This is a genomic window from Weissella coleopterorum (assembly GCF_011304355.1).
GTDB lineage: Bacteria > Bacillota > Bacilli > Lactobacillales > Lactobacillaceae > Weissella > Weissella coleopterorum.
This window is the reverse complement of the sequence record NZ_CP049888.1, coordinates 674,755-695,270: the sequence shown is the minus strand read 5'-3', so window position 1 is coordinate 695,270 and position 20,516 is coordinate 674,755. Positions and strand designations below refer to the sequence as shown.

Annotated in this window: 24 protein-coding genes; 4 read left to right on the top strand and 20 right to left on the bottom strand. The window is 37.6% G+C overall.

What is annotated here, in order from left to right; genetic code table 11:
• Positions 1-17: 17 nt before the first annotated feature.
• From rplS to G7084_RS03510, 17 genes are all read right to left on the bottom strand, one after another.
• Entirely contained in the window at positions 18-374 is a 357-nt protein-coding gene (gene rplS / locus G7084_RS03585; RefSeq protein WP_006845723.1) for a 50S ribosomal protein L19, read from the bottom strand.
• 169 nt (positions 375-543) lie between these two features.
• Complete coding sequence (locus G7084_RS03580; RefSeq protein ID WP_166010127.1) at positions 544-1,086, bottom strand: NADPH-dependent FMN reductase; 543 nt, start codon at positions 1,084-1,086, stop codon at positions 544-546.
• Positions 1,087-1,219: 133 nt separating this feature from the next.
• Positions 1,220-2,173 (bottom strand): 3'-5' exoribonuclease YhaM family protein, encoded by a 954-nt coding sequence (locus G7084_RS03575; RefSeq protein ID WP_166010125.1) that lies wholly within the window; start codon positions 2,171-2,173, stop codon positions 1,220-1,222.
• Positions 2,174-2,177: 4 nt separating this feature from the next.
• Complete coding sequence (locus G7084_RS03570) at positions 2,178-4,505, bottom strand: ATP-binding protein (protein WP_166010123.1); 2,328 nt, start codon at positions 4,503-4,505, stop codon at positions 2,178-2,180.
• Positions 4,495-5,706, bottom strand: coding sequence for a metallophosphoesterase family protein (locus tag G7084_RS03565; RefSeq protein WP_166010121.1), 1,212 nt, complete (start codon positions 5,704-5,706; stop codon positions 4,495-4,497). Before G7084_RS03565 ends, G7084_RS03570 begins: the two co-directional genes overlap by 11 nt.
• A gap of 78 nt (positions 5,707-5,784) precedes the next feature.
• Positions 5,785-6,123 (bottom strand): YlbF family regulator, encoded by a 339-nt coding sequence (locus G7084_RS03560; RefSeq protein WP_166010118.1) that lies wholly within the window; start codon positions 6,121-6,123, stop codon positions 5,785-5,787.
• Between the two features lie 12 nt (positions 6,124-6,135).
• A complete protein-coding gene (locus tag G7084_RS03555) occupies positions 6,136-8,280 on the bottom strand; it encodes a PBP1A family penicillin-binding protein (protein ID WP_166010116.1) in 2,145 nt (714 codons plus the stop codon).
• The gene (locus G7084_RS03550; RefSeq protein WP_166010114.1) at positions 8,281-8,739 is read right to left on the bottom strand and encodes an arginine repressor; all 459 of its coding nucleotides are present in this window, start codon (positions 8,737-8,739) and stop codon (positions 8,281-8,283) included.
• Positions 8,740-8,949: 210 nt separating this feature from the next.
• The gene (locus G7084_RS03545; protein ID WP_166010112.1) at positions 8,950-10,767 is read right to left on the bottom strand and encodes an ABC transporter permease; all 1,818 of its coding nucleotides are present in this window, start codon (positions 10,765-10,767) and stop codon (positions 8,950-8,952) included.
• A gap of 23 nt (positions 10,768-10,790) precedes the next feature.
• Complete coding sequence (locus G7084_RS03540; RefSeq protein ID WP_281346950.1) at positions 10,791-11,543, bottom strand: ABC transporter ATP-binding protein; 753 nt, start codon at positions 11,541-11,543, stop codon at positions 10,791-10,793.
• A gap of 231 nt (positions 11,544-11,774) precedes the next feature.
• A complete protein-coding gene (gene rpsT, locus G7084_RS03535; protein WP_166010108.1) occupies positions 11,775-12,026 on the bottom strand; it encodes a 30S ribosomal protein S20 in 252 nt (83 codons plus the stop codon).
• A 51-nt stretch (positions 12,027-12,077) separates the two neighbouring features.
• Positions 12,078-12,347 carry a 30S ribosomal protein S15 gene (rpsO, locus tag G7084_RS03530; RefSeq protein ID WP_166010106.1) on the bottom strand — a complete coding sequence of 90 codons (270 nt, stop codon included), beginning with the start codon at positions 12,345-12,347 and terminating at the stop codon, positions 12,078-12,080.
• A 152-nt stretch (positions 12,348-12,499) separates the two neighbouring features.
• Entirely contained in the window at positions 12,500-13,522 is a 1,023-nt protein-coding gene (gene holA, locus G7084_RS03525; protein WP_166010104.1) for a DNA polymerase III subunit delta, read from the bottom strand.
• A 290-nt stretch (positions 13,523-13,812) separates the two neighbouring features.
• A complete protein-coding gene (locus G7084_RS03520; protein WP_166010102.1) occupies positions 13,813-13,980 on the bottom strand; it encodes a hypothetical protein in 168 nt (55 codons plus the stop codon).
• Positions 13,981-14,265: 285 nt separating this feature from the next.
• Positions 14,266-14,460 (bottom strand): hypothetical protein, encoded by a 195-nt coding sequence (locus G7084_RS08205; protein WP_246163868.1) that lies wholly within the window; start codon positions 14,458-14,460, stop codon positions 14,266-14,268.
• Between the two features lie 111 nt (positions 14,461-14,571).
• The gene (locus G7084_RS03515) at positions 14,572-15,408 is read right to left on the bottom strand and encodes an oxidoreductase (protein WP_246163866.1); all 837 of its coding nucleotides are present in this window, start codon (positions 15,406-15,408) and stop codon (positions 14,572-14,574) included.
• A 206-nt stretch (positions 15,409-15,614) separates the two neighbouring features.
• On the bottom strand, positions 15,615-15,941 hold the full coding sequence (locus G7084_RS03510; RefSeq protein ID WP_166008874.1) for an LPXTG cell wall anchor domain-containing protein: 327 nt from the start codon (positions 15,939-15,941) through the stop codon (positions 15,615-15,617).
• Between G7084_RS03510 and G7084_RS03505 the strand changes: the two genes are divergently transcribed.
• On the top strand, positions 15,925-16,422 hold the full coding sequence (locus tag G7084_RS03505) for a hypothetical protein (RefSeq protein ID WP_166010100.1): 498 nt from the start codon (positions 15,925-15,927) through the stop codon (positions 16,420-16,422). The two genes, G7084_RS03510 and G7084_RS03505, sit on opposite strands and share 17 nt — an antisense overlap.
• Positions 16,423-16,678: 256 nt before the next feature.
• Here the strand turns inward: G7084_RS03505 and G7084_RS03500 are convergent, their stop codons facing one another.
• On the bottom strand, positions 16,679-17,041 hold the full coding sequence (locus tag G7084_RS03500; protein WP_166010095.1) for a hypothetical protein: 363 nt from the start codon (positions 17,039-17,041) through the stop codon (positions 16,679-16,681).
• On the opposite strand from G7084_RS03500, the gene G7084_RS03495 reads away from it, so the two are divergent.
• Positions 17,026-17,808 carry a hypothetical protein gene (locus tag G7084_RS03495; RefSeq protein ID WP_166010098.1) on the top strand — a complete coding sequence of 261 codons (783 nt, stop codon included), beginning with the start codon at positions 17,026-17,028 and terminating at the stop codon, positions 17,806-17,808. The genes G7084_RS03500 and G7084_RS03495 overlap by 16 nt on opposite strands.
• Positions 17,809-18,064: 256 nt before the next feature.
• On the opposite strand, the gene G7084_RS03490 is transcribed toward G7084_RS03495, so the two are convergent.
• On the bottom strand, positions 18,065-18,427 hold the full coding sequence (locus tag G7084_RS03490) for a hypothetical protein (protein WP_166010095.1): 363 nt from the start codon (positions 18,425-18,427) through the stop codon (positions 18,065-18,067).
• Here G7084_RS03490 and G7084_RS03485 point away from each other — a divergent pair.
• Complete coding sequence (locus G7084_RS03485) at positions 18,412-19,194, top strand: hypothetical protein (protein ID WP_166010096.1); 783 nt, start codon at positions 18,412-18,414, stop codon at positions 19,192-19,194. The two genes, G7084_RS03490 and G7084_RS03485, sit on opposite strands and share 16 nt — an antisense overlap.
• A 256-nt stretch (positions 19,195-19,450) precedes the next feature.
• Here the strand turns inward: G7084_RS03485 and G7084_RS03480 are convergent, their stop codons facing one another.
• Positions 19,451-19,813 carry a hypothetical protein gene (locus G7084_RS03480; RefSeq protein WP_166010095.1) on the bottom strand — a complete coding sequence of 121 codons (363 nt, stop codon included), beginning with the start codon at positions 19,811-19,813 and terminating at the stop codon, positions 19,451-19,453.
• On the opposite strand from G7084_RS03480, the gene G7084_RS03475 reads away from it, so the two are divergent.
• Complete coding sequence (locus G7084_RS03475) at positions 19,798-20,472, top strand: hypothetical protein (RefSeq protein ID WP_166010093.1); 675 nt, start codon at positions 19,798-19,800, stop codon at positions 20,470-20,472. The genes G7084_RS03480 and G7084_RS03475 overlap by 16 nt on opposite strands.
• Positions 20,473-20,516 lie beyond the last annotated feature (44 nt).

The window sequence follows — 20,516 nt, the reverse complement described above, 5'->3', positions numbered from 1 at the left end:
TGAGCTGCTGTCTCAAATTAACCGCGACGGGCTTCCTTGATACGAGCTGCTTTACCGTGCAAAGCACGCAAGTAGTACAACTTGGCACGACGAACGCGACCATGACGTACAACTTCAATCTTATCAACACGAGGTGAGTGTAATGGGAAAGTACGTTCCACACCAACACCACTTGAAATCTTACGAACAGTATAAGTCGCTTGGATTCCAGCTCCCTTACGCTTGATTACAACACCTTCGAATAATTGGATACGCTCGCGTGATCCTTCGACGATACGTGCGTAAACCTTAACAGTATCTCCGGCACGGAAATCAGGCAAGTCTGAACGTAATTGTGACTCAGTTAACTTTTCTAACAATGCATTTTGACGCATATCAAATCTCCTAATCGACATTCATTAATCATCCGACCAGCGGAATATCGTTAATATGGTTTTTTAACCATTGATAACTATACCAATAACTAACAAACATTTCAAGTAAATCATAATTTAATTTTCATTCATTGAATAAATCATTACTTATGTATGCCATTATTCCATTTTAATGGTTTTTAACAAATGCATCAAATTGTTTTACAACACCCGCCAAGAATTTATTTGTATCTTCATTCGTAATATTTCCCTGATCATCACTCAAATTTGGAGTATTTCCAATATAAAGTTCTGGTTGTGTCATAATTTTCATATTTAGGAACTCTAAAGTTTGTCGCAAGGTATGGTTAGCTAGCATTCCACCCATTCCAGAAGTTGATTGTGACGCTGGCAAAACAGGCTTACCATCCCAAACACTTTCGCCCCAAGGACGTGAAGCAATATCTAATGCATTTTTCAAAACGGCTGGTATACTTCGATTATATTCAGGCGTTGCAATGATAAACGCATCTTGAGCGGCCACTAACTCACGAAAAGCTTTATAACTAGCTGGTGAATCTGCATCGAAATCTTGGTTATAAAATGGTAAGTTTGCGATTTCTAGATAAGTTACTTCAGCATCAGCTGGTAACCCCTTGACCAAACTATGCGCCACCCCTGCGGTAAATGAATTTTCTCGTAACGATCCAATTAATACTCCATATTTAGTCATGTTTAAAAATCTCCATTCGAATTCTATTTTAAAGTTAATTGTCCTTGAATACTGACTTCCATAAATCTTTGGAAGGGATTAACCCTATACAAAAAGAATATCATTTAACTTACAAAAAGTAAATAAAAGTTCTCTAATTTTCAGATGGTCGATAAATTGATCGATTATCTAACGCCCAACTACGATTTGAAAATTCACCCGGTTCAGTTTCATTCAATACGTTGTCAAAACTTTGTAAATTGGCATCTAACTCATCTAATTGGTGTAAAACATTCGCCTCTTGAACTAATGGTCGTACAGGAGAACCATATTCCAACTGACCATGATGTGCCAAGATAACATGCCGCAGTAAAATTAGATCTTCACTAAACAGGTCTAATTTCAATTCTTGAGCAGCCAAGACAATTTGTTCATCTATCAGTACAATATGGCCAATTAAGTTCCCCGGAATCGTATAAGTTGTTGCAATCGGTCCTGATAATTCAATAACTTTCCCTAAATCATGTAGTAGCGCTCCAGCCAATAACAAACTTTCATCCAATTGTTCATATTGCTGCGCCACACTTTGTGCTAGACGAGCAATAGAAAGGGAATGATACCCTAACCCACCTGCAAAAGCATGATGATTTGATTTGGCAGCTGGATAGGTAAAAAATTGGTCACGATATTGGTTAAATAAGAATCGAACAATCCGCTGCCAAGTCGGATTAATAATTTTAAAAATCAGAGTGTTAACTTCTTCTTCCATCTCCAACGCCTTCATCGGTCCACTAGGTACAAAATCGGCCACATTTTGTGGTTCTCCTTCATGCGCTGGCCGGATTTCTAAAAATTTCAACTGTGGCTTGTCTCGATAAGATTGGCGGACAGCTTTAATAAAGACTACTTTTCCTACTTCTAAGACTTTGAATTCTTCATCGCTAGCATCCCATTTCATACCGGAAATTTCCATTGAGCGATCTGCAATCGTTATCGCGATATAGGGTTTACCACTATTAGTCACACGTATATCTGCTTGTTTTAACAAAGCAAACATCTGAATATTTTCATCTAGTTGGTAATCTTTTAATTGTTTTTGTTCACTCATAAGCTCACTCCCATTCGGAATTTGATAAATTAATGACATTGGTTTGATTGATTTGGTGTGCAGTAAAGTAGATCACTTGATGTCCATCGGCGACAAATTGTTCGAGAATGGTAATTAAGTTTCTCCGGCGATCTGCATCAAAATCAACGAAAGCATCATCTATCAACAATGGTAATTTGGCTGTTTGATCCATTTGTTTGATAAATGCCAATCGTAATGCAACATAAATTTGTTCAGCTGTCCCCTTAGACAGATCAATTAAATTGAGTAACTCGCCTTGCTTATTTTTAGCCTTTAATAACGTCTTGGTATATTTTATTTCAACGTATCGTCCATTCGTTAAAATATTTAAATATTCACCTGCCGTTTCCACTAATTTAGGCAGTCGCTTACCGATCGTTTGGTTTAATGTTAACTGAATCCACTGACTTAATAATTTATCGACAAAATACTGTTTTAAGTCCTCAAATACTTGCGTCCGTTCATCTGCCAACTGCTGATTCAAATACGCTAAACTATCATCTTGTTTAATCTGTTGCCATTGATACTCTAACTTTGTCAGCTTTGTTTGTTGTTGATTAATCTCTTGTAATAAGATTTGTTGATCTTGAATTTGACGATCATCAGTAGGTAAATTCTCCAAAGCTTTTATATCAACATTTTTTAATTGTTCATTCAGTAAACGCTCTTTTTCCAACATTTCGTTCGTTCTGCGATCGTCTAAGAGTCTTTTTTGGAACGCATCCCAATCAATTAATCCTAATTGATTTAACAAGGATTGGATCTTTGTCTGCATTTTTAACAATTGTGCCTGCTGTCTTTGATATTGTTGTCTTCCAACCTTTAATTCAGTCAAATTTGTTTTCCATTGTCCGGATTCAACATTTGTGCCGAGCCAAGCTAATTGACGTTCAAGTAAATCAACCTGTTGTAAGGCATCGTGTAATTGCTCTTGATCAGTAGCCATTTTAGTCTTTAAAACCAATTGCTGCCGTGCATCAGCTTGAACTAAGTCGACCATGTCTAATGTTAGCTTTTTATATACCGGATCAATCGTCGTCAAGTCCATTGAATCATTCGGTTGTTGCCCTTTACCAAAAAATTGCCAACCAATTAGTCCTAAACCAATTAATAATAATCCAATAGACCCACCAATTTGTTTAAATAACAAGAATAGTAGCCCAAAAACAATCAATCCCCCACCAATCAACGTTGTCGGTTCAGAAAAATTAATTGCCTTGTCAGACTGCTTTTTGGATTGATGAAAGGCGTTTAATTGTTCCCCATTAAGCGGTCGTGGTAATACATCTAATTGCCACTTGCTTTGTAACATGTGAAGCTGTACTTCATCATCCTTTAAATCTTTTTGAATTTGTTGAATAAGAAGATTCTTTTGATCTAATTGCGTCAGACCTTGCTCTGCTTTTTCAATTTGGACTTGTGAATGATTTAAATCGGCGGGCTGATGAGTTTCGATTGCTTGCACTTGTGTATCTAAAGTTTGCAACTGTTCCACTATTTTTTCCGGTAGAATTGCCGGCCTAGCATTTAAATCCAACTGTAGCACTTTGAGTTGTTGAAATGCAGGTCGATATGCCGCCAAATTACTATGCTTTGTGGATTGCTTTTGTTGCACTTGTTGTCGCTCTTTTAACGTCATCAAGTTTTCATTAGATTGTTTTATCTGAAGTTCTAATTCAGTTAAGTTGGGACTAAGTTTCAGACGCTGTTTGTATTGCGTTTCTAGTTGATTCAACTGATTCAACGCTTGATTTAAAGGACGCTTAGCCGTTTTTGTCCGTCCCATATTCATAGCCGCTTTTTTGTCCAAGTCAGTCGCTACCTGCATCCACTCTTCTGCACCAGGTGTAGCAATACTTCGTAAATAGTCATTAAATGAATCTGGTCGTAAATTGAATATTTTTAAGAGTGCTTCTTGGTCAAAACTATAAATCGCGTTAAACAGATCCAAGTTTAGGGGCGCAATAATCGCTTGGAGTTGTGTTTCTGGATTGGCATATTCCTGATCATTTTGTAAATCAACCAATTTAAGATGCGATTCCGTTCGTCCTAATCGAGTTACTAAATAATCACGATTATGGTGATTTAAGATGATGCTACCACCGTACGTACCACCAGCTTGATTTTCAAATGTTTTCTTTTTAGTCCCCCGAGCCGTTGGAAAACCAAATAATACGCCACCAATAAATTGATGGAGTGTCGTTTTTCCGGCTTCATTAAGGCCAAAAACAACTTGAAAATTATCCTCAAATACGAATTCCATCTGCTGAAACTGTCCAAAACTATTAATTTCAGCCTTTTTAATCCACATTTTTAGCCCCTCCTTGAATATTTTTTAGTTCCACTTGAATTTGTTGTTTTAATTCAGCCAAATTATCGGAACTAGTTAGCATTTCGAAGATAGTCGAATTATCGACTAAATTTAGTCCTAATTCATTCAAATTATCCAATGTTACTAACTGATCTAGAAGCTTCTCATTGGGTTGGATGGGTAATTCTGGCACCACGGTCTCTAAGACTTGCATCTGTGCATCAATTCGATAAATAAAAATTTGATCATCCGGCTGGATTTGATTTTTCAACTGCTGATAAAATGCTTCTGAATTTAAAATCTGCATCTGTTGGCGATCCGCCGTCTCAATTTTTAATTGAATTAATAAAAAGGTTTCTTCATCCGCACTATTAATATGTTTAACCCGTTCAATTAAATCTTGAATTTTTACTTCTTCATCATGTTGAAAAGTTAGAATTTCAGTTTTCCATACGAGTGGTGCACTTGCTCGAAAGGTTGGAACTAATTGTTGATTTTCATCACTTTGGACTAAATAAAAACCTTTTGGCCCCACTTCTTTGTGATTTAGGCCCTGCAAACTTCCTGAGTAGCCAATAAATGGTTGTTCTTGCAATATCTGACGAACATGAATATGTCCTAACGCCCAATATTGATAACGTTTTGCATTCATATCATTTAAATTAAATGGAGCATAATCACCAACTCCAGCAGCGCCCAAAGCACCATGATACATTCCAATATGATAGGTCTCATCGACCTGCTTAGATGGAAATTCTTTTACCCTGTTTTCTGTAATATGTCTTGTTGGGTAACTAAATCCTGATACTGCGACCTTGTCACCATGGTCGGTTACCAGATAGAATGTTTCAACATTTGGTCCAAATACATGAACATTTTTAGGAAATACTGGCAGCTGCTCCACTGAGCTCATAAAATCATGATTTCCATAACTTAAAATAACTGGAATATTATTTTGCTTTAATCTTTCCAACTGCTCCATTAAAAATAATTGAATGCGTGGATTTAATTCATTTGTATTATAAACATCACCTGGTAATAATACGATATCAACATCTTCATTTAAAGCCGTTTCAATCAATTCTTTAAAGGCCTCTAATGTCGCTTTTTGTAACTTTTCAATTAACCAATCAGGGACGTCACGCAATCCGACGAATGCATTCCCTAAATGAGCATCCCCAGCATGAATAAATTTCAGCATAATTCCTACTTCCTAAACGATTTTTGCTAATAAAAAGGGGGACTGTTATCACAACCTCCCCCCTTCAAATTATATGATTTACTTGTATAACTCTGCAATTGGCTTAGTAACAATTTCGTTAACTTCTTGAAGCAAGGTGTTCATTGCCCCTTCAGCAGCCATTAATTTTTTAAGAATTTCAGACTTATCCATATCAGCAGCTACTGCCTGCCAGTTTTTAATTTGTTCTTCACTCGGCTCTGCTCCACCTTGAATGGCAGCTTGCATTGTTTGTTGTTCTGCTTGGAAACGCTTAAAAATAGCTTCTGCTTCTGCATCTGCGTGCATTTCTTTTAATGCCGTCTCTAGTGCTGTATATTGTTCGGTCTTGACCAAATCACCGGCAACTGCATTGATATTATCATAAATATTAATCATTATTAATCTCCTCTAAAATCCCAAATTATTTCTTAATCCGTTCCAAACCGTTTCAGCACCTTTTTTGATTGTCTCTCCAGTGTCTTTCAACCCCGATGCAATGTTATCGGTAATACCATTAATATTATCAGAAATTTGACTATTTGTATCATCAAAATTCAAACTATTGTTGGCAATTTGCGTTCGGATACTTTTAACTTTAAAAGCAGTTTGTGCAGTATTTGGAATCACCTGTTCCAAGGAACGTTTCATTAATGGTCCCGTTGTCTGTGAAAGGCTTGAAGGGATGACTGATCCATCATCATTTCCAGTCCAAGTCACGTTGACAATGTCCGGCGTATAGGCAACCGCCCAAGAATCCGTCGCTTCGTTCGTAGTATTCCCGCTATCGGTTTTACTACTAAATTCGGTTGTTCCCGTCTTACCTGCAACTTGATAGCCACTTGGATCCGCAGATGCCCCTGTCCCGTTCGTATAAACTCCCATTAACATACTAGTCATTTCATTAGTCACCTTAGATGACCACAAACGAGTCTGCTTAGGTTTGACGGTATCTACTAATACACGTCCACTGGCATCCTCAATTTTAGTAATAAAATGGGCATCTGACATGTTTCCACCATTAGCAAAACTTGTATATGCCTGAGCCAGTTGTAATGGCGATACTCCCTTACTTAGCCCACCAATTGTCATCGCATAATTTTTATCGCTCTTTGTCAATGGCAGACCAGCTTTGATTCCTGCATTATACGATGCATCAATGCCAATTTTTTCACTCAACCAAACAGCCGGAATATTATATGACTTCTCCAAAGCTTGATACATTGGAACGTCTTCCGTTGTAATATCTGACGCGTTATGTGGTGCATACTTATTAGTACCAAATGTCATTTCTCGATTAGGCAACATCGAATCATAAGAATATCCCCTGCTCAATGCTGGAGCATAATCAACAATCGGCTTGATTGTTGAACCCGGCTGACGTTTCATCTGCGTAGCACGGTTAAACCCACGGAATTGGTGCTCTCCGCGCCCACCAATCACAGCTCGAACACCGCCATTTTGAGCATTTAAAATCACCGTAGCTGCTTGCGATCCCTCACCAATCGGATTCAGGTATGAATTCAAATAATCATTTTGTAAGTTTGTTTGATCATCTTGATTCATATTTGTGTAAATCTTATAACCATTTTGCATAATATCTTGTTCTTTAAGATGATACTTATTAATAGCTTCGTCAATAACCGAGTCAAAATAATACGGATACTCATAATTGGTGCTGGTTACTTGATAGTCATCAGCACCAATGGCAGTTTGCATTAAATTACTAGCTAATGTTTGTTCCATTTTTTTATTATTAACCATGTTTTGCAAAACTTGGTCTCGTCGATTTTTCGCCGCATCAGGATGCTCGAGGGGATCATAACCATTTGGTGATTGTAACATTCCGGCTAACATCGCCCCTTGTTGTGCATTTAATTGACTTGCATTAATTCCGAAATATTTTTGAGAAGCGTCTTGCACCCCCCAAACACCTTCACCAAAATAAGCATTATTTAAATACATCGTCAAAATATCATTTTTAGAATAAACATTTTCAACTTGAACAGACAAGAAAAGTTCACGAATTTTTCGCGTTAAATTTTGATTTTGAGTTAAAAATGCATTCTTAACCAATTGTTGTGTAATCGTTGAACCACCCGATAATGCCCCTGTACTAGTAAATGTTATTTTATGCCAAATTATTTTCAACGCCGCCCGAGTTAGACCAACAATCGAAAATCCATATTCATGGTAAAAATTACGATCTTCAGTTGATAAAACGGCCGTCGTAATATTAGGTGAAATATTTTTATAAGATACGTAGGTCCCTTTTCCACCAGCCAATGAACCGGCCTTATTACCACTTGCATCATATATTTCTGTTGTACTTTTTAACCTTGTTTTCAAATTGGAAACATCCGTTGTTTTCGCTTCAAAAGTTCCGGTCACACTAATAACAAAAAACAAACCTAATAAGACTACGATAATCCACCGAGTAATCTGGAATCGATGCCAGATTGGACCTAGCGTCCTATTCCAACTCTGCTTGAGGTGCCTACGTCGTTCCTGAAACCAAATATGTATTTTCTTAATCCATTTTAAAAAATTATTCATTTATTCAATCCATGTTATTAATTTATTAATCAATTGATCAGCTGCTGTCCTTGATTTGCATAAAACATGAATCGTGTCATGTCCCGCAATCGTTGAAACAACTTCATCAATTTGATTTGCATCCATTAACGCTGCTAAGCGATTTCCACTTCCAGGAGTAGTCTTAATTGAGATCATAAATTCAACCTGCGTAGCTGCAGTAGCCATCGCCTGCACCCCTTCAATTACCAAACTAGGGGTTGTCTCGACATTATCAGGCAAGACTTGATAACGGTTTTGCCCATGTTGATCCGCACGCCGGACCACTCGTAACTCTTTAATATCGCGTGAAATTGTAGCCTGCGTCACCTCATATCCCATTTGTTGTAAAGCTTGCATCAATTCTTCTTGTGAATCAATCACCTGTTGAGCTAAAATTTCTAAGATCAATGTTTGCCGGGCTTTCTTTTTTAAGGCCATGAGACTTCCCCTTTACGTTTATATGAAGCTATGTTTAACATTATATCTCTTTATCATATTTAAAACGAACTATTAAAATTTATTTCTTCTTATTATCTAATTTATCATATCATTCCTGTAATTAAGCTTAAAGTCTTTGATATTAAAAATGGCATGAAAAATCACACAAAACGGAAATTAACCATTTCAGCAACTTTCATACCAATTATATTACTGTTTTAAATCATTGTTTAATACTAATTTTTGATACATTATGACTGTAATCAAATAATAAATAAAGTATAAAATTCCCATAATCATTATTGGAATCCAAATTTGGTGATATGGTTGGTCCATCATCATTTTAAACATCTGTAATCCAAATAGAACGTGAATCAGCCCGACTCCAGCTGGAATAGCAAAAAGCCAACCTAATTCCTGTGCAATTGCTTTTTTCATAACGGGTTTTTGCGCACCAATTTTAGTCAGCATTTGATAACGACGCCGATCATCTTTCGCTCCTGACAAGATCTTAAACATTAAGGTACTAGCCATCATCGCCAAGAATGCACTTCCCAAGAAGAAGCCCATAAATTCTAATCCTTTAGCCATTTCACCAATTTCATGTTCTCCACGATACCGGCTCAAATAATTTTTGCCGTTTAAATCATTATTCTTTATCTCCATCTGATCCAATTTATTCCATAATTGTGAATATTGATGAAAATTATTAGTTTTAACTGTTGTTGTAATTTGCACGGGTTGATTAATAAGCGCAAAGTCATTCTGATCAATCACTTCAATTGTCTTAGGCATATTAATATTATCATTCATGAAGTATGGATATAAGTCGTTGGACACCATCTGCCAATTTGTTGATAATTTTTCGGCTTTCAAGTCTGACTGCTTGGGCACTAAAACTTTCCCGTTTATCCGCATTTTGGGCATATGTAGAGCCAAATCATCATCTAAGTAGTATACCTTTTCATCCATCACTTTATATTGGTAATTAATCATTTGAGCTTGGGCATCATTACTTTTAATCAAATTTCGTTCTTGATCTGTCGGATTATGTAGAATTGCATCGTAATAATAATTCCGATCGTTCACAATGGAAACATTGCTTTTAAAGCCCAATCCCACCGTTAAACTTCCCAAAGCCATTGCTAGTAGCATCGTCACTACCGCTAACATGCGGGCATATTGTCCCATTCGGAAATTAATTTGACCGAGTGTAAATGTTTTTAACTGTTTTGATATGGTCTGTGGCCGTGCCTTTAACCAATTAATAATTTGTGGAACAACTGCCACAAAAAACAAATAAGTACCTGCTGGAATTGTAAGTAAACCAGTTACAATCCCGTTAAGTTGCATCTTGCCGGCCCCCACTTGATACAACGCATAATATCCAATGGCCAGCAAGCCAATGGCCAAAATAAACAGCGTCCAACGCTGGCTATTTTTAATTTTAATCCGTTTAACTCGCTTCTCTCCTTTTAATAGATCAATTAACTTCGTTTTTCCTAAAACTAAACCATTAAAAATTGCTCCGAAGACAAATAAAATAACAAAGAATAATATGGTGAAAACAAACGCTTGACTGCTCCATACTTGAAAATTATTTGCCTTAAAATTAAGCATTTGCATTAACAAATAACTAACTATTCCGGTCAACCCAATTCCAATTCCAATTCCACTAGCCAATGCAACCAACCCAACCGAAATGGTCTCACCAAACATAATTTGGGTTACCTTACTTTTCTTCGCTCCTAACATGATATACATTCCAAACTCACGTTGTCGCATCGTAAGTAAAAATGAATTTGCGTACATGAGATAGAAGACCGTAATCATTCCCAATAAAATTGAGCCTAATTGAAAGATGATGGGCAAAACGCTGATAGATGAACTTGAATTAATAAAAGCTTTATTAGTAGCTACAGCTTCAAACATGTAAAAAATAGCAACTGTTAGGACCAGCCCGGAAAATAAGACAACGTAGTCGTGCGCCCGCTTTTTTATTCCTGATAATGATAATTTTAATAACATTTGTATACCAACTCCTAACTGGTTTATTTCAATTGTGCCACAACACTTAAGACATCTTGATAAAATGATTCATTCGTTTCACCCTGCGCCTTAATGAGTTCTTGGTAGACTTGACCATCCTGAATGAATAACACACGGTTAGCATAACTAGCACTCATTGCATCGTGAGTTACCATAAGAATTGAAACCGCCTGCTGTTGATTCATTTCTTGCATGGTATCCAACAAACTTTTGGCATTTTTAGAATCAAGCGCACCAGTTGGCTCATCCCCCAAAATAATAGCCGGATTGTGGACCAATGCCCGCGCCGCTGCAGTTCGTTGTTTTTGACCACCTGAAATTTGTTCTGGATAACTTGATAACAGGTTTTCAATTCCTAACAATTTAGCTACTTTTTGAACTGCAGCCTTAATTTTCCCCGCCGAGACACCCTGTAGCGAAAGTGGTAATCCAATATTTTCAAACACCGTCAAATTTTCTAATAGATTAAACTCTTGAAAAATAAATCCAATTTTTTGCGAACGGAATTGAGCCAATTTACGCCCCGTTAGATTGCTGGTTGATTCACCATCAATCATAATTTCACCCGTAGTTGGTGTATCAAGTGTAGAAATGGAATTCAATAAGGTTGATTTTCCAGAGCCAGAAGCACCCATGATGGCAATAAATTCACCCTTTTCCATCGAAAAGCTCAGATTTTTTAGAGCTTCATGCTGTTTTTCACCTTTTTTTCCGTAAATCTTTGACACATTTTTGACATCTAAAATATTCATTATTGTACTCCTATTAATATTGTTTTCAAAATAACGCTATACTTCGTATAATATATTACTCTCTTATATTATATGACGTATTATATTATGTCAACCTATATCATGATATTTTATTTAAAAAAGATAGCTGTTTTTACCAAAATATACCGCACACCAATAAAAAAAGGTTATTGGAAAAATTCCAATAACCTTTTTAAAAAATCAACTAGCCAAGACTAGTTGATATAATTTTTATTACTTAAGCAAAGAAGCCAAACGTGACTTATCACGAGCAGCTTTATTCTTTGCAATCAAACCCTTAACAGCAGCACGATCAAGTGCTGAAGAAGCATTTACATATAATTCTTGTAAATTATCCGCTCCAGCTTCAACAGCTTTACGGAACTTCTTCACTTCGGTACGATATGCTGAACTTTGGGCAATATTACGCTCGCGTTGTACTTTGTTCAAACGAGCACGCTTAATTGAACCTTCAATAATTGGCATGTCAATTCTCCTTTGATGATTTATGTCTTACAGTGTCTACGGGTTAAAAGATTAACGACGCAAACCAAGCTTAGCGATTAACTCACGGTAACGAGCCACATCATTATTACGTAAGTAACGTAACAAATTACGACGACGACCGATCTTCTTCATCAATCCACGTTGTGAATGGAAATCATGCTTGTGTTCAGACATATGCTCGTTCAATGAGTTGATGTCAGCAGTTAAAACTGCAACTTGTACTTCAACTGAACCAGTATCACCTTCGTGACGTGCGAACTCCTTCATGATTTCTGTCTTTTTTTCTGCAGAAATTGCCATTGGAATTTTCCACCTTTCATAAATAAAATGTCGCCCTATTCTACGTAATCCGACGGTGATCCGGGAAAACAGAGAATAAGGTCGTGTACTAAAATGCACTTAATTAGTGTATCCTATCCCATCGTAAATAGCAAACACTAATCTAAAGTTCATTAGTTAACGTTCCGTCCAACCTGTAAAATAAACAGTTCAAATAATAATTCTGGATCACGTTGCGTTGTTTTCAATTGTTGTTCCATTTTAACTAATTCCAAATAAATTTTAGCCAATTGTTGATACGGAAAGTTTCGAACCGTTTGGCGTGCCAACTTAACTCGATATGGATGAACACCCAACTCTTTTGCAGTTCCTTGTTCACTCGTTGTTGCTGACTTAACTTGTAATAGTAGCCTAAAATGCGTAGTCATAGCGCCTTGAAGTCGTAATGGCTCTTCCCCATTTAAGATAAGTTGATGATAGAGAAGGACCGCTTGGTTAACATTAAATTTAATAATTAAGTCAATCAGATCAAAAACACTATCATTTAATGTTTTGATCGCTGTTTCCTGCACCATTTGCTCACTTATCTCTCTTGCTGGTAGTGCATATAGCATCAATTTCTGTATTTCCTGCATAATTTGAGATAATTTCATGTTGGTTATCTGAAATAAACGTTGTAAGGCTTTTGGGGATATTGTGTAGTCTTTACTTTGTAATTCACGCGCAACTATTTTTCGAACGTCATTTTCAGTTAGATTACCAAAGGCAAGATGCACACTCTGTTCTTGTAACAATTTAGTGAGTTTTTTTCGACGATCTAATTTATCATACGGTGCCATTAATATTAAGATCGTTTGTGGTTCTGGATGTTGTAGATAATTAACTAATTCTTCAGGATGCTGATCCAATTTATTTTTTATCTGTTCTCCCGTTAAAATATATGCATTATCAATAATTACCACTCTGCGTTCACCAAAAAATGGCATTGATCGTGCATCATCTAACGCATTAGCTAAATTTTGTTCCTTAAGATCATACGTACCAAAATTCATTGATTGCTCATCTTTAGGAATGATATTTACAAATAATTGACGCGCTTGATACATTAAATATTGATCAGTTCCCTGTATTAGGTAGACCGGTGCAATTTTACCTCTCGCAATATCATCTTCAATTGTTTTTAAATTAACCGTCATTAAACTGCGTCCTCCACCAAAACCATTTTTCAATCCATACATATCATCATAACATTTTTTGTTTATCGGAGATTGCACCTTTAATACGAAAACTCATCAAAATAATTTCTAAATACAGATATGTCAGTATTTACATTTATTATCTTTAGCGGTCGACTATTAATTATTTCAAGCGCTTCTAAGACCTCGTTTTCATATACTGTTTAAAAATTAATTTTTTTGCGAAAAACAACCGTATTTTACGGTTAAAATATTCATTTGAATCTTTTTTCCCATGGAGCATATGGATGTCAAAAGTAAACTGGTAGTTTGTATTTTTCATTTAATTTTTGATAACTAGAGAATTCTTTACCATGATAAACCGTAATCGATTTATCGGTTGAACCAAATTTATTCATAGACTTCTTGGTACTATCTGAAATTTTAATTGCCCAAATAAATCTACTACGTCGTTCCACAAAGGTCTCTAAGCATTATTTAGATTGACCCCGGGATGACAGAATAGTGCCCAAATTCATTTCTTTTATTAACGTTATCTGGTCTTTGATCAATTGTAGCCTCAATCTTAAAGGTTCCACGTTTTTCATGCTTACGTTTACGTCGTCGAGCCTTATCAGGTAATAATTATGAACTAAAATCAATAATTTCACGATAAATCCAATTATAAATTGATTTAGTACATAGCTTGAAATGTAGAGCGATCTGTTCAGAAGACCAAGTCAATCGAAGATGATTACTAATAATTATGGCGTATTTGGGGGTAAGTGTTGTTTTTCGTCCGTTGCAAACGTAAATCTGTGATTTAATTTCCCTTCTAACCACATTCTCACGGCAGGCTCAGGTATCTTTAAATCATAATAGTCAGCCCTTGATAAAACATAACGTATCCCACTTTCCTCATGTCTTTCATGTTTTTCAACCCATTTTGGTTCAATCATTAGTTGAATACCCATTGCAACAATATCTGCCCCAGCATCTATAGCTTCCTCTGCTTGAGACGCTTTACGAACTCCTCCAACGGTAACTAATGCAACCTTTTCATCTAAAGATTACCTAAATAGTGTAACCAACGGAGTTTTTATATCCTTATCTATAAAAGGCGTACCGACTGCGTCAAGCTGTGATAAATGAATATAATCTAGACAACTCTCTTTAGTTATCACATTAACTAATTCGATTGCATCAAAATAGTGATACCCACCGAAAAATGATTCCTCTGGGCTAATTCTATAACCAACAATAAAATCATTAGGTGCATATTTTTCAACAACGTTAGATATTTTTTTAAGCAAATCTATAATAAAATTATATTTATCTCCCCATTTATCTTCTCGCTGGTTAGATTGACGTGAAAAAAATTGATGTGGCAAGAAACGATTTGCACCTTGTATCTCAACACCATCAAAGCCGGCACTAATAGCTCTTTTAACAGACTTCCCATAATCATCAATTATTTTTTCTATTTCTTCATATTTTAATTCCCTAGGCAATTCACCTCCACTAGGGTCTGTAATTGATGAAGGCGCTACCGGCTGATTATCATTTAATAACATATGATTCGATAATCTTCCTGCATGGTGTAACTGTATAACTACTTTAGCACCACCATTTTTAATACTTGAAGCAATTTGTGATAGTCCTGTAATCAAACTATCGTTAGCAATACTTATTTGTCCAGGAAATCCCTTCGCTGTGTCATTAATATACGCTGTTTCAACAATGACCATTCCCGGACCACCAGAGCGTATTGCATAATATTCAACTTCATCTTTAGATATATGCCCATCATAAAATGATGAATCCAAAGTAGTAGGCGCCATAGCTATTCTATTTCTTAAATATGCCCCATGTTTCAATTTTATCGAGTCTAAAAATTTATATTCCATACTACATTCCTCCATCATTCCATCATAAATTGTACCACTAAACTTATTCTATAAATATCTACTGTGATTCTTACAAAGATTGTCAATAATATAATCACGCACCTTCCCAATAATGATATTTATACTATAAATACCCCCCTGTATTGAACTAATCAATACAGGGGGGTCATTTTTTTGCACGATTTAAATAAGACTAATTGCTATTCTTACTTTCGCTTACGCTTTCGGGCTGCTGCCACTAATCCTAGTGCTCCCAATAATCCTAAGGCACTCAAATCCGTTTTCTGATTAATTCCAGTTTCCGGTAATGCAGCGTCATTTTCAGACATTGCTTCTGAGTTAGAACTACTTTGTGAATCACTAATTGATGCTGATTCGGATCCAGAAAGACTTTGTAAACCACTAATTGATGTTGATTCTGAAAGTGAAACTGATTCGCTCGCTGAATCACTGCTTGAGTTACGGCTTGATGTTGATGCCGACTCACTCAATGATTCCCGGTTTGAATCACTATTCTTGTTTGATTCTGACATTGAACCACTCAATGAATCACGTTGTGAATCACTGCTTGATGTTGAATCTGAACTTGACGCTGATCCTGATTCACTCATTGAGCGTGATAATGAATCTGACGTTGATGCTGATTCACTTAATGACTCACGTTGTGAACCACTCGTTGATCCTGAATCACTCATTGAATCACTCGTTGAGTTACGTTCTGACGTACTTGTTGAGTTGGATTCGCTCATTGAATCACTTAATGAATCCCGTTGTGAATCACTGGTTGATCCTGACTCACTCATTGAATCACTCGTTGAGTTACGTTCTGACGTACTTGTTGAGTTTGATTCGCTGTTTGAATCACTTAATGAATCCCGTTGTGAATCACTCATTGAACTTGACTCGCTATATGAATCTGACTCGCTTCCTGACTCTGGCTTCTCTGAACTTGAGTTTGAATGTGAGACTGATGTTGATTCTGATGCTGATCCGCTCGCTGATTCTGAACCTTGATCCGAGTGTGATGTACTTTCTGCGGCTGATTCGCTCGCTGAAGTTGAACTTGAAGCACTCATTGATGTTGATTCTGATGCTGATCCAGACTCACTTCCAGACGTTGAGGCACTCATTGAAGCTGACTCACTCGCTGATTCAGATGCCGATGTCGATGTTGACTCTGAATGTGAGCTTGATTCTGAACCTGACATTGATTCTGATCCAGACATTGAACTTGATGCACTATCTGATAATGAATCCCGTTGTGAACTACTCATTGAACCACTTGTCGAGTTAGAACCACTTTCAGATGCTGATTCAGACGTTGATGCCAATCCTGACTCTGACGCTGATGTTGATTCAGATGCCGATGTTGACCCTGACGTTGATCCTGAGTTTGATGCTGAATCACTTGCCGAATTCGTTCCTGAATTTGAGTTTTGTGATTCAGATGCTGATTCACTACTTGAGTTCTTACCTGATTCTGAACTTGAAGTACTCTCTGAACTTGATTCTGAACTTGATTCACTTCGTGAGTCACTCGCTGACGTTGATTCAGAAACTGATTCGCTATTTGAACCCTTCCCTGATTCTGAGCTTGAAAGGCTCTCTGATCCGGAAGTGCTCTGTGAATCATTTTCTGACGTACTCATTGAGCTTGACTCTGAACTTGATTCTGAACTTGAATCGCGTTGTGAATCACTCATTGAGTCTGAAGCACTTGCTGAATCACTCGCTGAGTTGCGGCTTGATTCTGAACTTGATTCACTGCTTGAAGCTGAATCTGAACTTGAATTACGGCCTGATTCTGAAAGTGAAACGGATTCGCTGACTGAATCACTGCTTGAGTTACGGCTTGATGTTGATGCCGATTCACTCAATGATTCCCGGTTTGAATCACTATTCTTGTTTGATTCTGACATTGAATCGCTTAATGAATCACGTTGTGAATCACTGCTTGATGTTGAATCTGAACTTGACGCTGATCCTGATTCACTCATTGAGCGTGAAACTGAATCTGACGTTAACTCTGATTCACTTAATGAATCACGTTTTGAATCACTCGTTGATCCTGAATCACTCATTGAATCACTCGTTGAGTTACGGTCTGACGTACTTGTTGAGTTTGATTCGCTCATTGAATCACTTAATGAATCTCGTTGTGAATCACTCGTTGATCCTGAGTTACTCATTGAATCACTCGTTGAGTTACGTTCTGACGTACTTGTTGAGTTTGATTCGCTCATTGAATCACTTAATGAATCCCGTTGTGAATCACTCGTTGAACTTGAATCGCTATATGAATCTGACTCGCTCCCTGACTCTGGCTTCTCTGAACTTGAGTTTGAATGTGAGACTGATGTTGATTCTGATGCTGATCCGCTCGCTGATTCTGAACCTTGATCCGAGTGTGATGTACTTTCTGCGGCTGATTCGCTCGCTGAAGTTGAACTTGAAGCACTCATTGATGTTGATTCAGATGCTGATTCAGACTCACTTCCAGACGTTGAGGCACTCATTGAAGCTGACTCACTCGCTGATTCAGATGCCGATGTCGATGTTGACTCTGAATGTGAGCTTGATTCTGAACCTGACATTGATTCTGATCCAGACATTGAACTTGATGCACTATCTGATAATGAATCCCGTTGTGAACTACTCATTGAACCACTTGTCGAGTTAGAACCACTTTCAGATGCTGATTCAGACGTTGATGCCAATCCTGACTCTGACGCTGATGTTGATTCAGATGCCGATGTTGACCCTGACGTTGATCCTGAGTTTGATGCTGAATCACTTGCCGAATTCGTTCCTGAATTTGAGTTTTGTGATTCAGATGCTGATTCACTACTTGAGTTCTTACCTGATTCTGAACTTGAAGTACTCTCTGAACTTGATTCTGAACTTGATTCACTTCGTGAGTCACTCGCTGACGTTGATTCAGAAACTGATTCGCTATTTGAACCCTTCCCTGATTCTGAGCTTGAAAGGCTCTCTGATCCGGAAGTGCTCTGTGAATCATTTTCTGACGTACTCATTGAGCTTGACTCTGAACTTGATTCTGAACTTGAATCGCGTTGTGAATCACTCATTGAGTCTGAAGCACTTGCTGAATCACTCGCTGAGTTGCGGCTTGATTCTGAACTTGATTCACTGCTTGAAGCTGAATCTGAACTTGAATTACGGCCTGATTCTGAAAGTGAAACGGATTCGCTGACTGAATCACTGCTTGAGTTACGGCTTGATGTTGATGCCGATTCACTCAATGATTCCCGGTTTGAATCACTATTCTTGTTTGATTCTGACATTGAATCGCTTAATGAATCTCGTTGTGAATCACTGCTTGATGTTGAATCTGAACTTGACGCTGATCCTGATTCACTCATTGAGCGTGATAATGAATCTGATGTTGATGCTGATTCACTTAATGACTCCCGTTGTGAACCACTCGTTGATCCTGATTCACTCATTGAATCACTCGTTGAGTTACGCTCTGACGTACTTGTTGAGTTTGATTCGTTCATTGAATCACTTAATGAATCCCGTTGTGAATCACTCGTTGATCCTGACTCACTCATTGAATCACTCGTTGAGTTACGTTCTGACGTACTTGTTGAGTTTGATTCGCTCATTGAATCACTTAATGAATCCCGTTGTGAATCACTCGTTGAACTTGAATCGCTATATGAATCTGACTCGCTCCCTGACTCTGGCTTCTCTGAACTTGAGTTTGAATGTGAGACTGATGTTGATTCTGATGCTGATCCGCTCGCTGATTCTGAACCTTGATCCGAGTGTGATGTACTTTCTGCGGCTGATTCGCTCGCTGAAGTTGAACTTGAAGCACTCATTGATGTTGATTCAGATGCTGATTCAGACTCACTTCCAGACGTTGAGGCACTCATTGAAGCTGACTCACTCGCTGATTCAGATGCCGATGTCGATGTTGACTCTGAATGTGAGCTTGATTCTGAACCTGACATTGATTCTGATCCAGACATTGAACTTGATGCACTATCTGATAATGAATCCCGTTGTGAACTACTCATTGAACCACTTGTCGAGTTAGAACCACTTTCAGATGCTGATTCAGACGTTGATGCCAATCCTGACTCTGACGCTGATGTTGATTCAGATGCCGATGTTGACCCTGACGTTGATCCTGAGTTTGATGCTGAATCACTTGCCGAATTCGTTCCTGAATTTGAGTTTTGTGATTCAGATGCTGATTCACTACTTGAGTTCTTACCTGATTCTGAACTTGAAGTACTCTCTGAACTTGATTCTGAACTTGATTCACTTCGTGAGTCACTCGCTGACGTTGATTCAGAAACTGATTCGCTATTTGAACCCTTCCCTGATTCTGAGCTTGAAAGGCTCTCTGATCCGGAAGTGCTCTGTGAATCATTTTCTGACGTACTCATTGAGCTTGACTCTGAACTTGATTCTGAACTTGAATCGCGTTGTGAATCACTCATTGAGTCTGAAGCACTTGCTGAATCACTCGCTGAGTTGCGGCTTGATTCTGAACTTGATTCACTGCTTGAAGCTGAATCTGAACTTGAATTACGGCCTGATTCTGAAAGTGAAACGGATTCGCTCGCTGAATCACTGCTTGAATTACGGCTTGATGTTGATGCCGATTCACTCAATGATTCCCGGTTTGAATCACTATTCTTGTTTGATTCTGACATTGAATCACTCAATGAATTACGTTGTGAATCACTGCTTGATGTTGAATCTGAACTTGACGCTGATCCTGATTCACTCATTGAGCGTGAAACTGAATCTGACGTTGACTCTGATTCACTTAATGAATCTCGTTGTGAATCACTCGTTGATCCTGAATCACTCATTGAATCACTCGTTGAGCTACGCTCTGACGTACTTGTTGAGTTTGATTCGCTCATTGAATCACTTAATGAATCTCGTTGTGAATCACTCATTGAACTTGAATCACTATATGAATCTGACTCACTTCCTGACTCTGGCTTCTCTGAACTTGAGTTTGAATGTGAAACTGATGTTGATTCTGATGCTGATCCGCTCGCTGATTCTGAACCTTGATCCGAGTGTGACGTACTTTCTGCGGCTGATTCGCTCGCTGAAGT

What these genes read in the sequence shown, in the direction of transcription:
- rplS (WP_006845723.1), bottom strand. Translation starts at nt 374, where the DNA reads ATGCGTCAAAATGCATTGTTAGAAAAGTTAACTGAGTCACAATTACGT.
- G7084_RS03580 (WP_166010127.1), bottom strand. Translation starts at nt 1,086, where the DNA reads ATGACTAAATATGGAGTATTAATTGGATCGTTACGAGAAAATTCATTT.
- G7084_RS03575 (WP_166010125.1), bottom strand. Translation starts at nt 2,173, where the DNA reads ATGAGTGAACAAAAACAATTAAAAGATTACCAACTAGATGAAAATATT.
- G7084_RS03570 (WP_166010123.1), bottom strand. Translation starts at nt 4,505, where the DNA reads ATGTGGATTAAAAAGGCTGAAATTAATAGTTTTGGACAGTTTCAGCAG.
- G7084_RS03565 (WP_166010121.1), bottom strand. Translation starts at nt 5,706, where the DNA reads ATGCTGAAATTTATTCATGCTGGGGATGCTCATTTAGGGAATGCATTC.
- G7084_RS03560 (WP_166010118.1), bottom strand. Translation starts at nt 6,123, where the DNA reads ATGATTAATATTTATGATAATATCAATGCAGTTGCCGGTGATTTGGTC.
- G7084_RS03555 (WP_166010116.1), bottom strand. Translation starts at nt 8,280, where the DNA reads ATGAATAATTTTTTAAAATGGATTAAGAAAATACATATTTGGTTTCAG.
- G7084_RS03550 (WP_166010114.1), bottom strand. Translation starts at nt 8,739, where the DNA reads ATGGCCTTAAAAAAGAAAGCCCGGCAAACATTGATCTTAGAAATTTTA.
- G7084_RS03545 (WP_166010112.1), bottom strand. Translation starts at nt 10,767, where the DNA reads ATGTTATTAAAATTATCATTATCAGGAATAAAAAAGCGGGCGCACGAC.
- rpsT (WP_166010108.1), bottom strand. Translation starts at nt 12,026, where the DNA reads ATGCCAATTATTGAAGGTTCAATTAAGCGTGCTCGTTTGAACAAAGTA.
- rpsO (WP_166010106.1), bottom strand. Translation starts at nt 12,347, where the DNA reads ATGGCAATTTCTGCAGAAAAAAAGACAGAAATCATGAAGGAGTTCGCA.
- holA (WP_166010104.1), bottom strand. Translation starts at nt 13,522, where the DNA reads ATGACGGTTAATTTAAAAACAATTGAAGATGATATTGCGAGAGGTAAA.
- G7084_RS08205 (WP_246163868.1), bottom strand. Translation starts at nt 14,460, where the DNA reads ATGATTGAACCAAAATGGGTTGAAAAACATGAAAGACATGAGGAAAGT.
- G7084_RS03515 (WP_246163866.1), bottom strand. Translation starts at nt 15,408, where the DNA reads ATGGAATATAAATTTTTAGACTCGATAAAATTGAAACATGGGGCATAT.
- G7084_RS03510 (WP_166008874.1), bottom strand. Translation starts at nt 15,941, where the DNA reads ATGTCAGAATCAAACAAGAATAGTGATTCAAACCGGGAATCATTGAGT.
- G7084_RS03500 (WP_166010095.1), bottom strand. Translation starts at nt 17,041, where the DNA reads ATGATTCACAGAGCACTTCCGGATCAGAGAGCCTTTCAAGCTCAGAAT.
- G7084_RS03490 (WP_166010095.1), bottom strand. Translation starts at nt 18,427, where the DNA reads ATGATTCACAGAGCACTTCCGGATCAGAGAGCCTTTCAAGCTCAGAAT.
- G7084_RS03480 (WP_166010095.1), bottom strand. Translation starts at nt 19,813, where the DNA reads ATGATTCACAGAGCACTTCCGGATCAGAGAGCCTTTCAAGCTCAGAAT.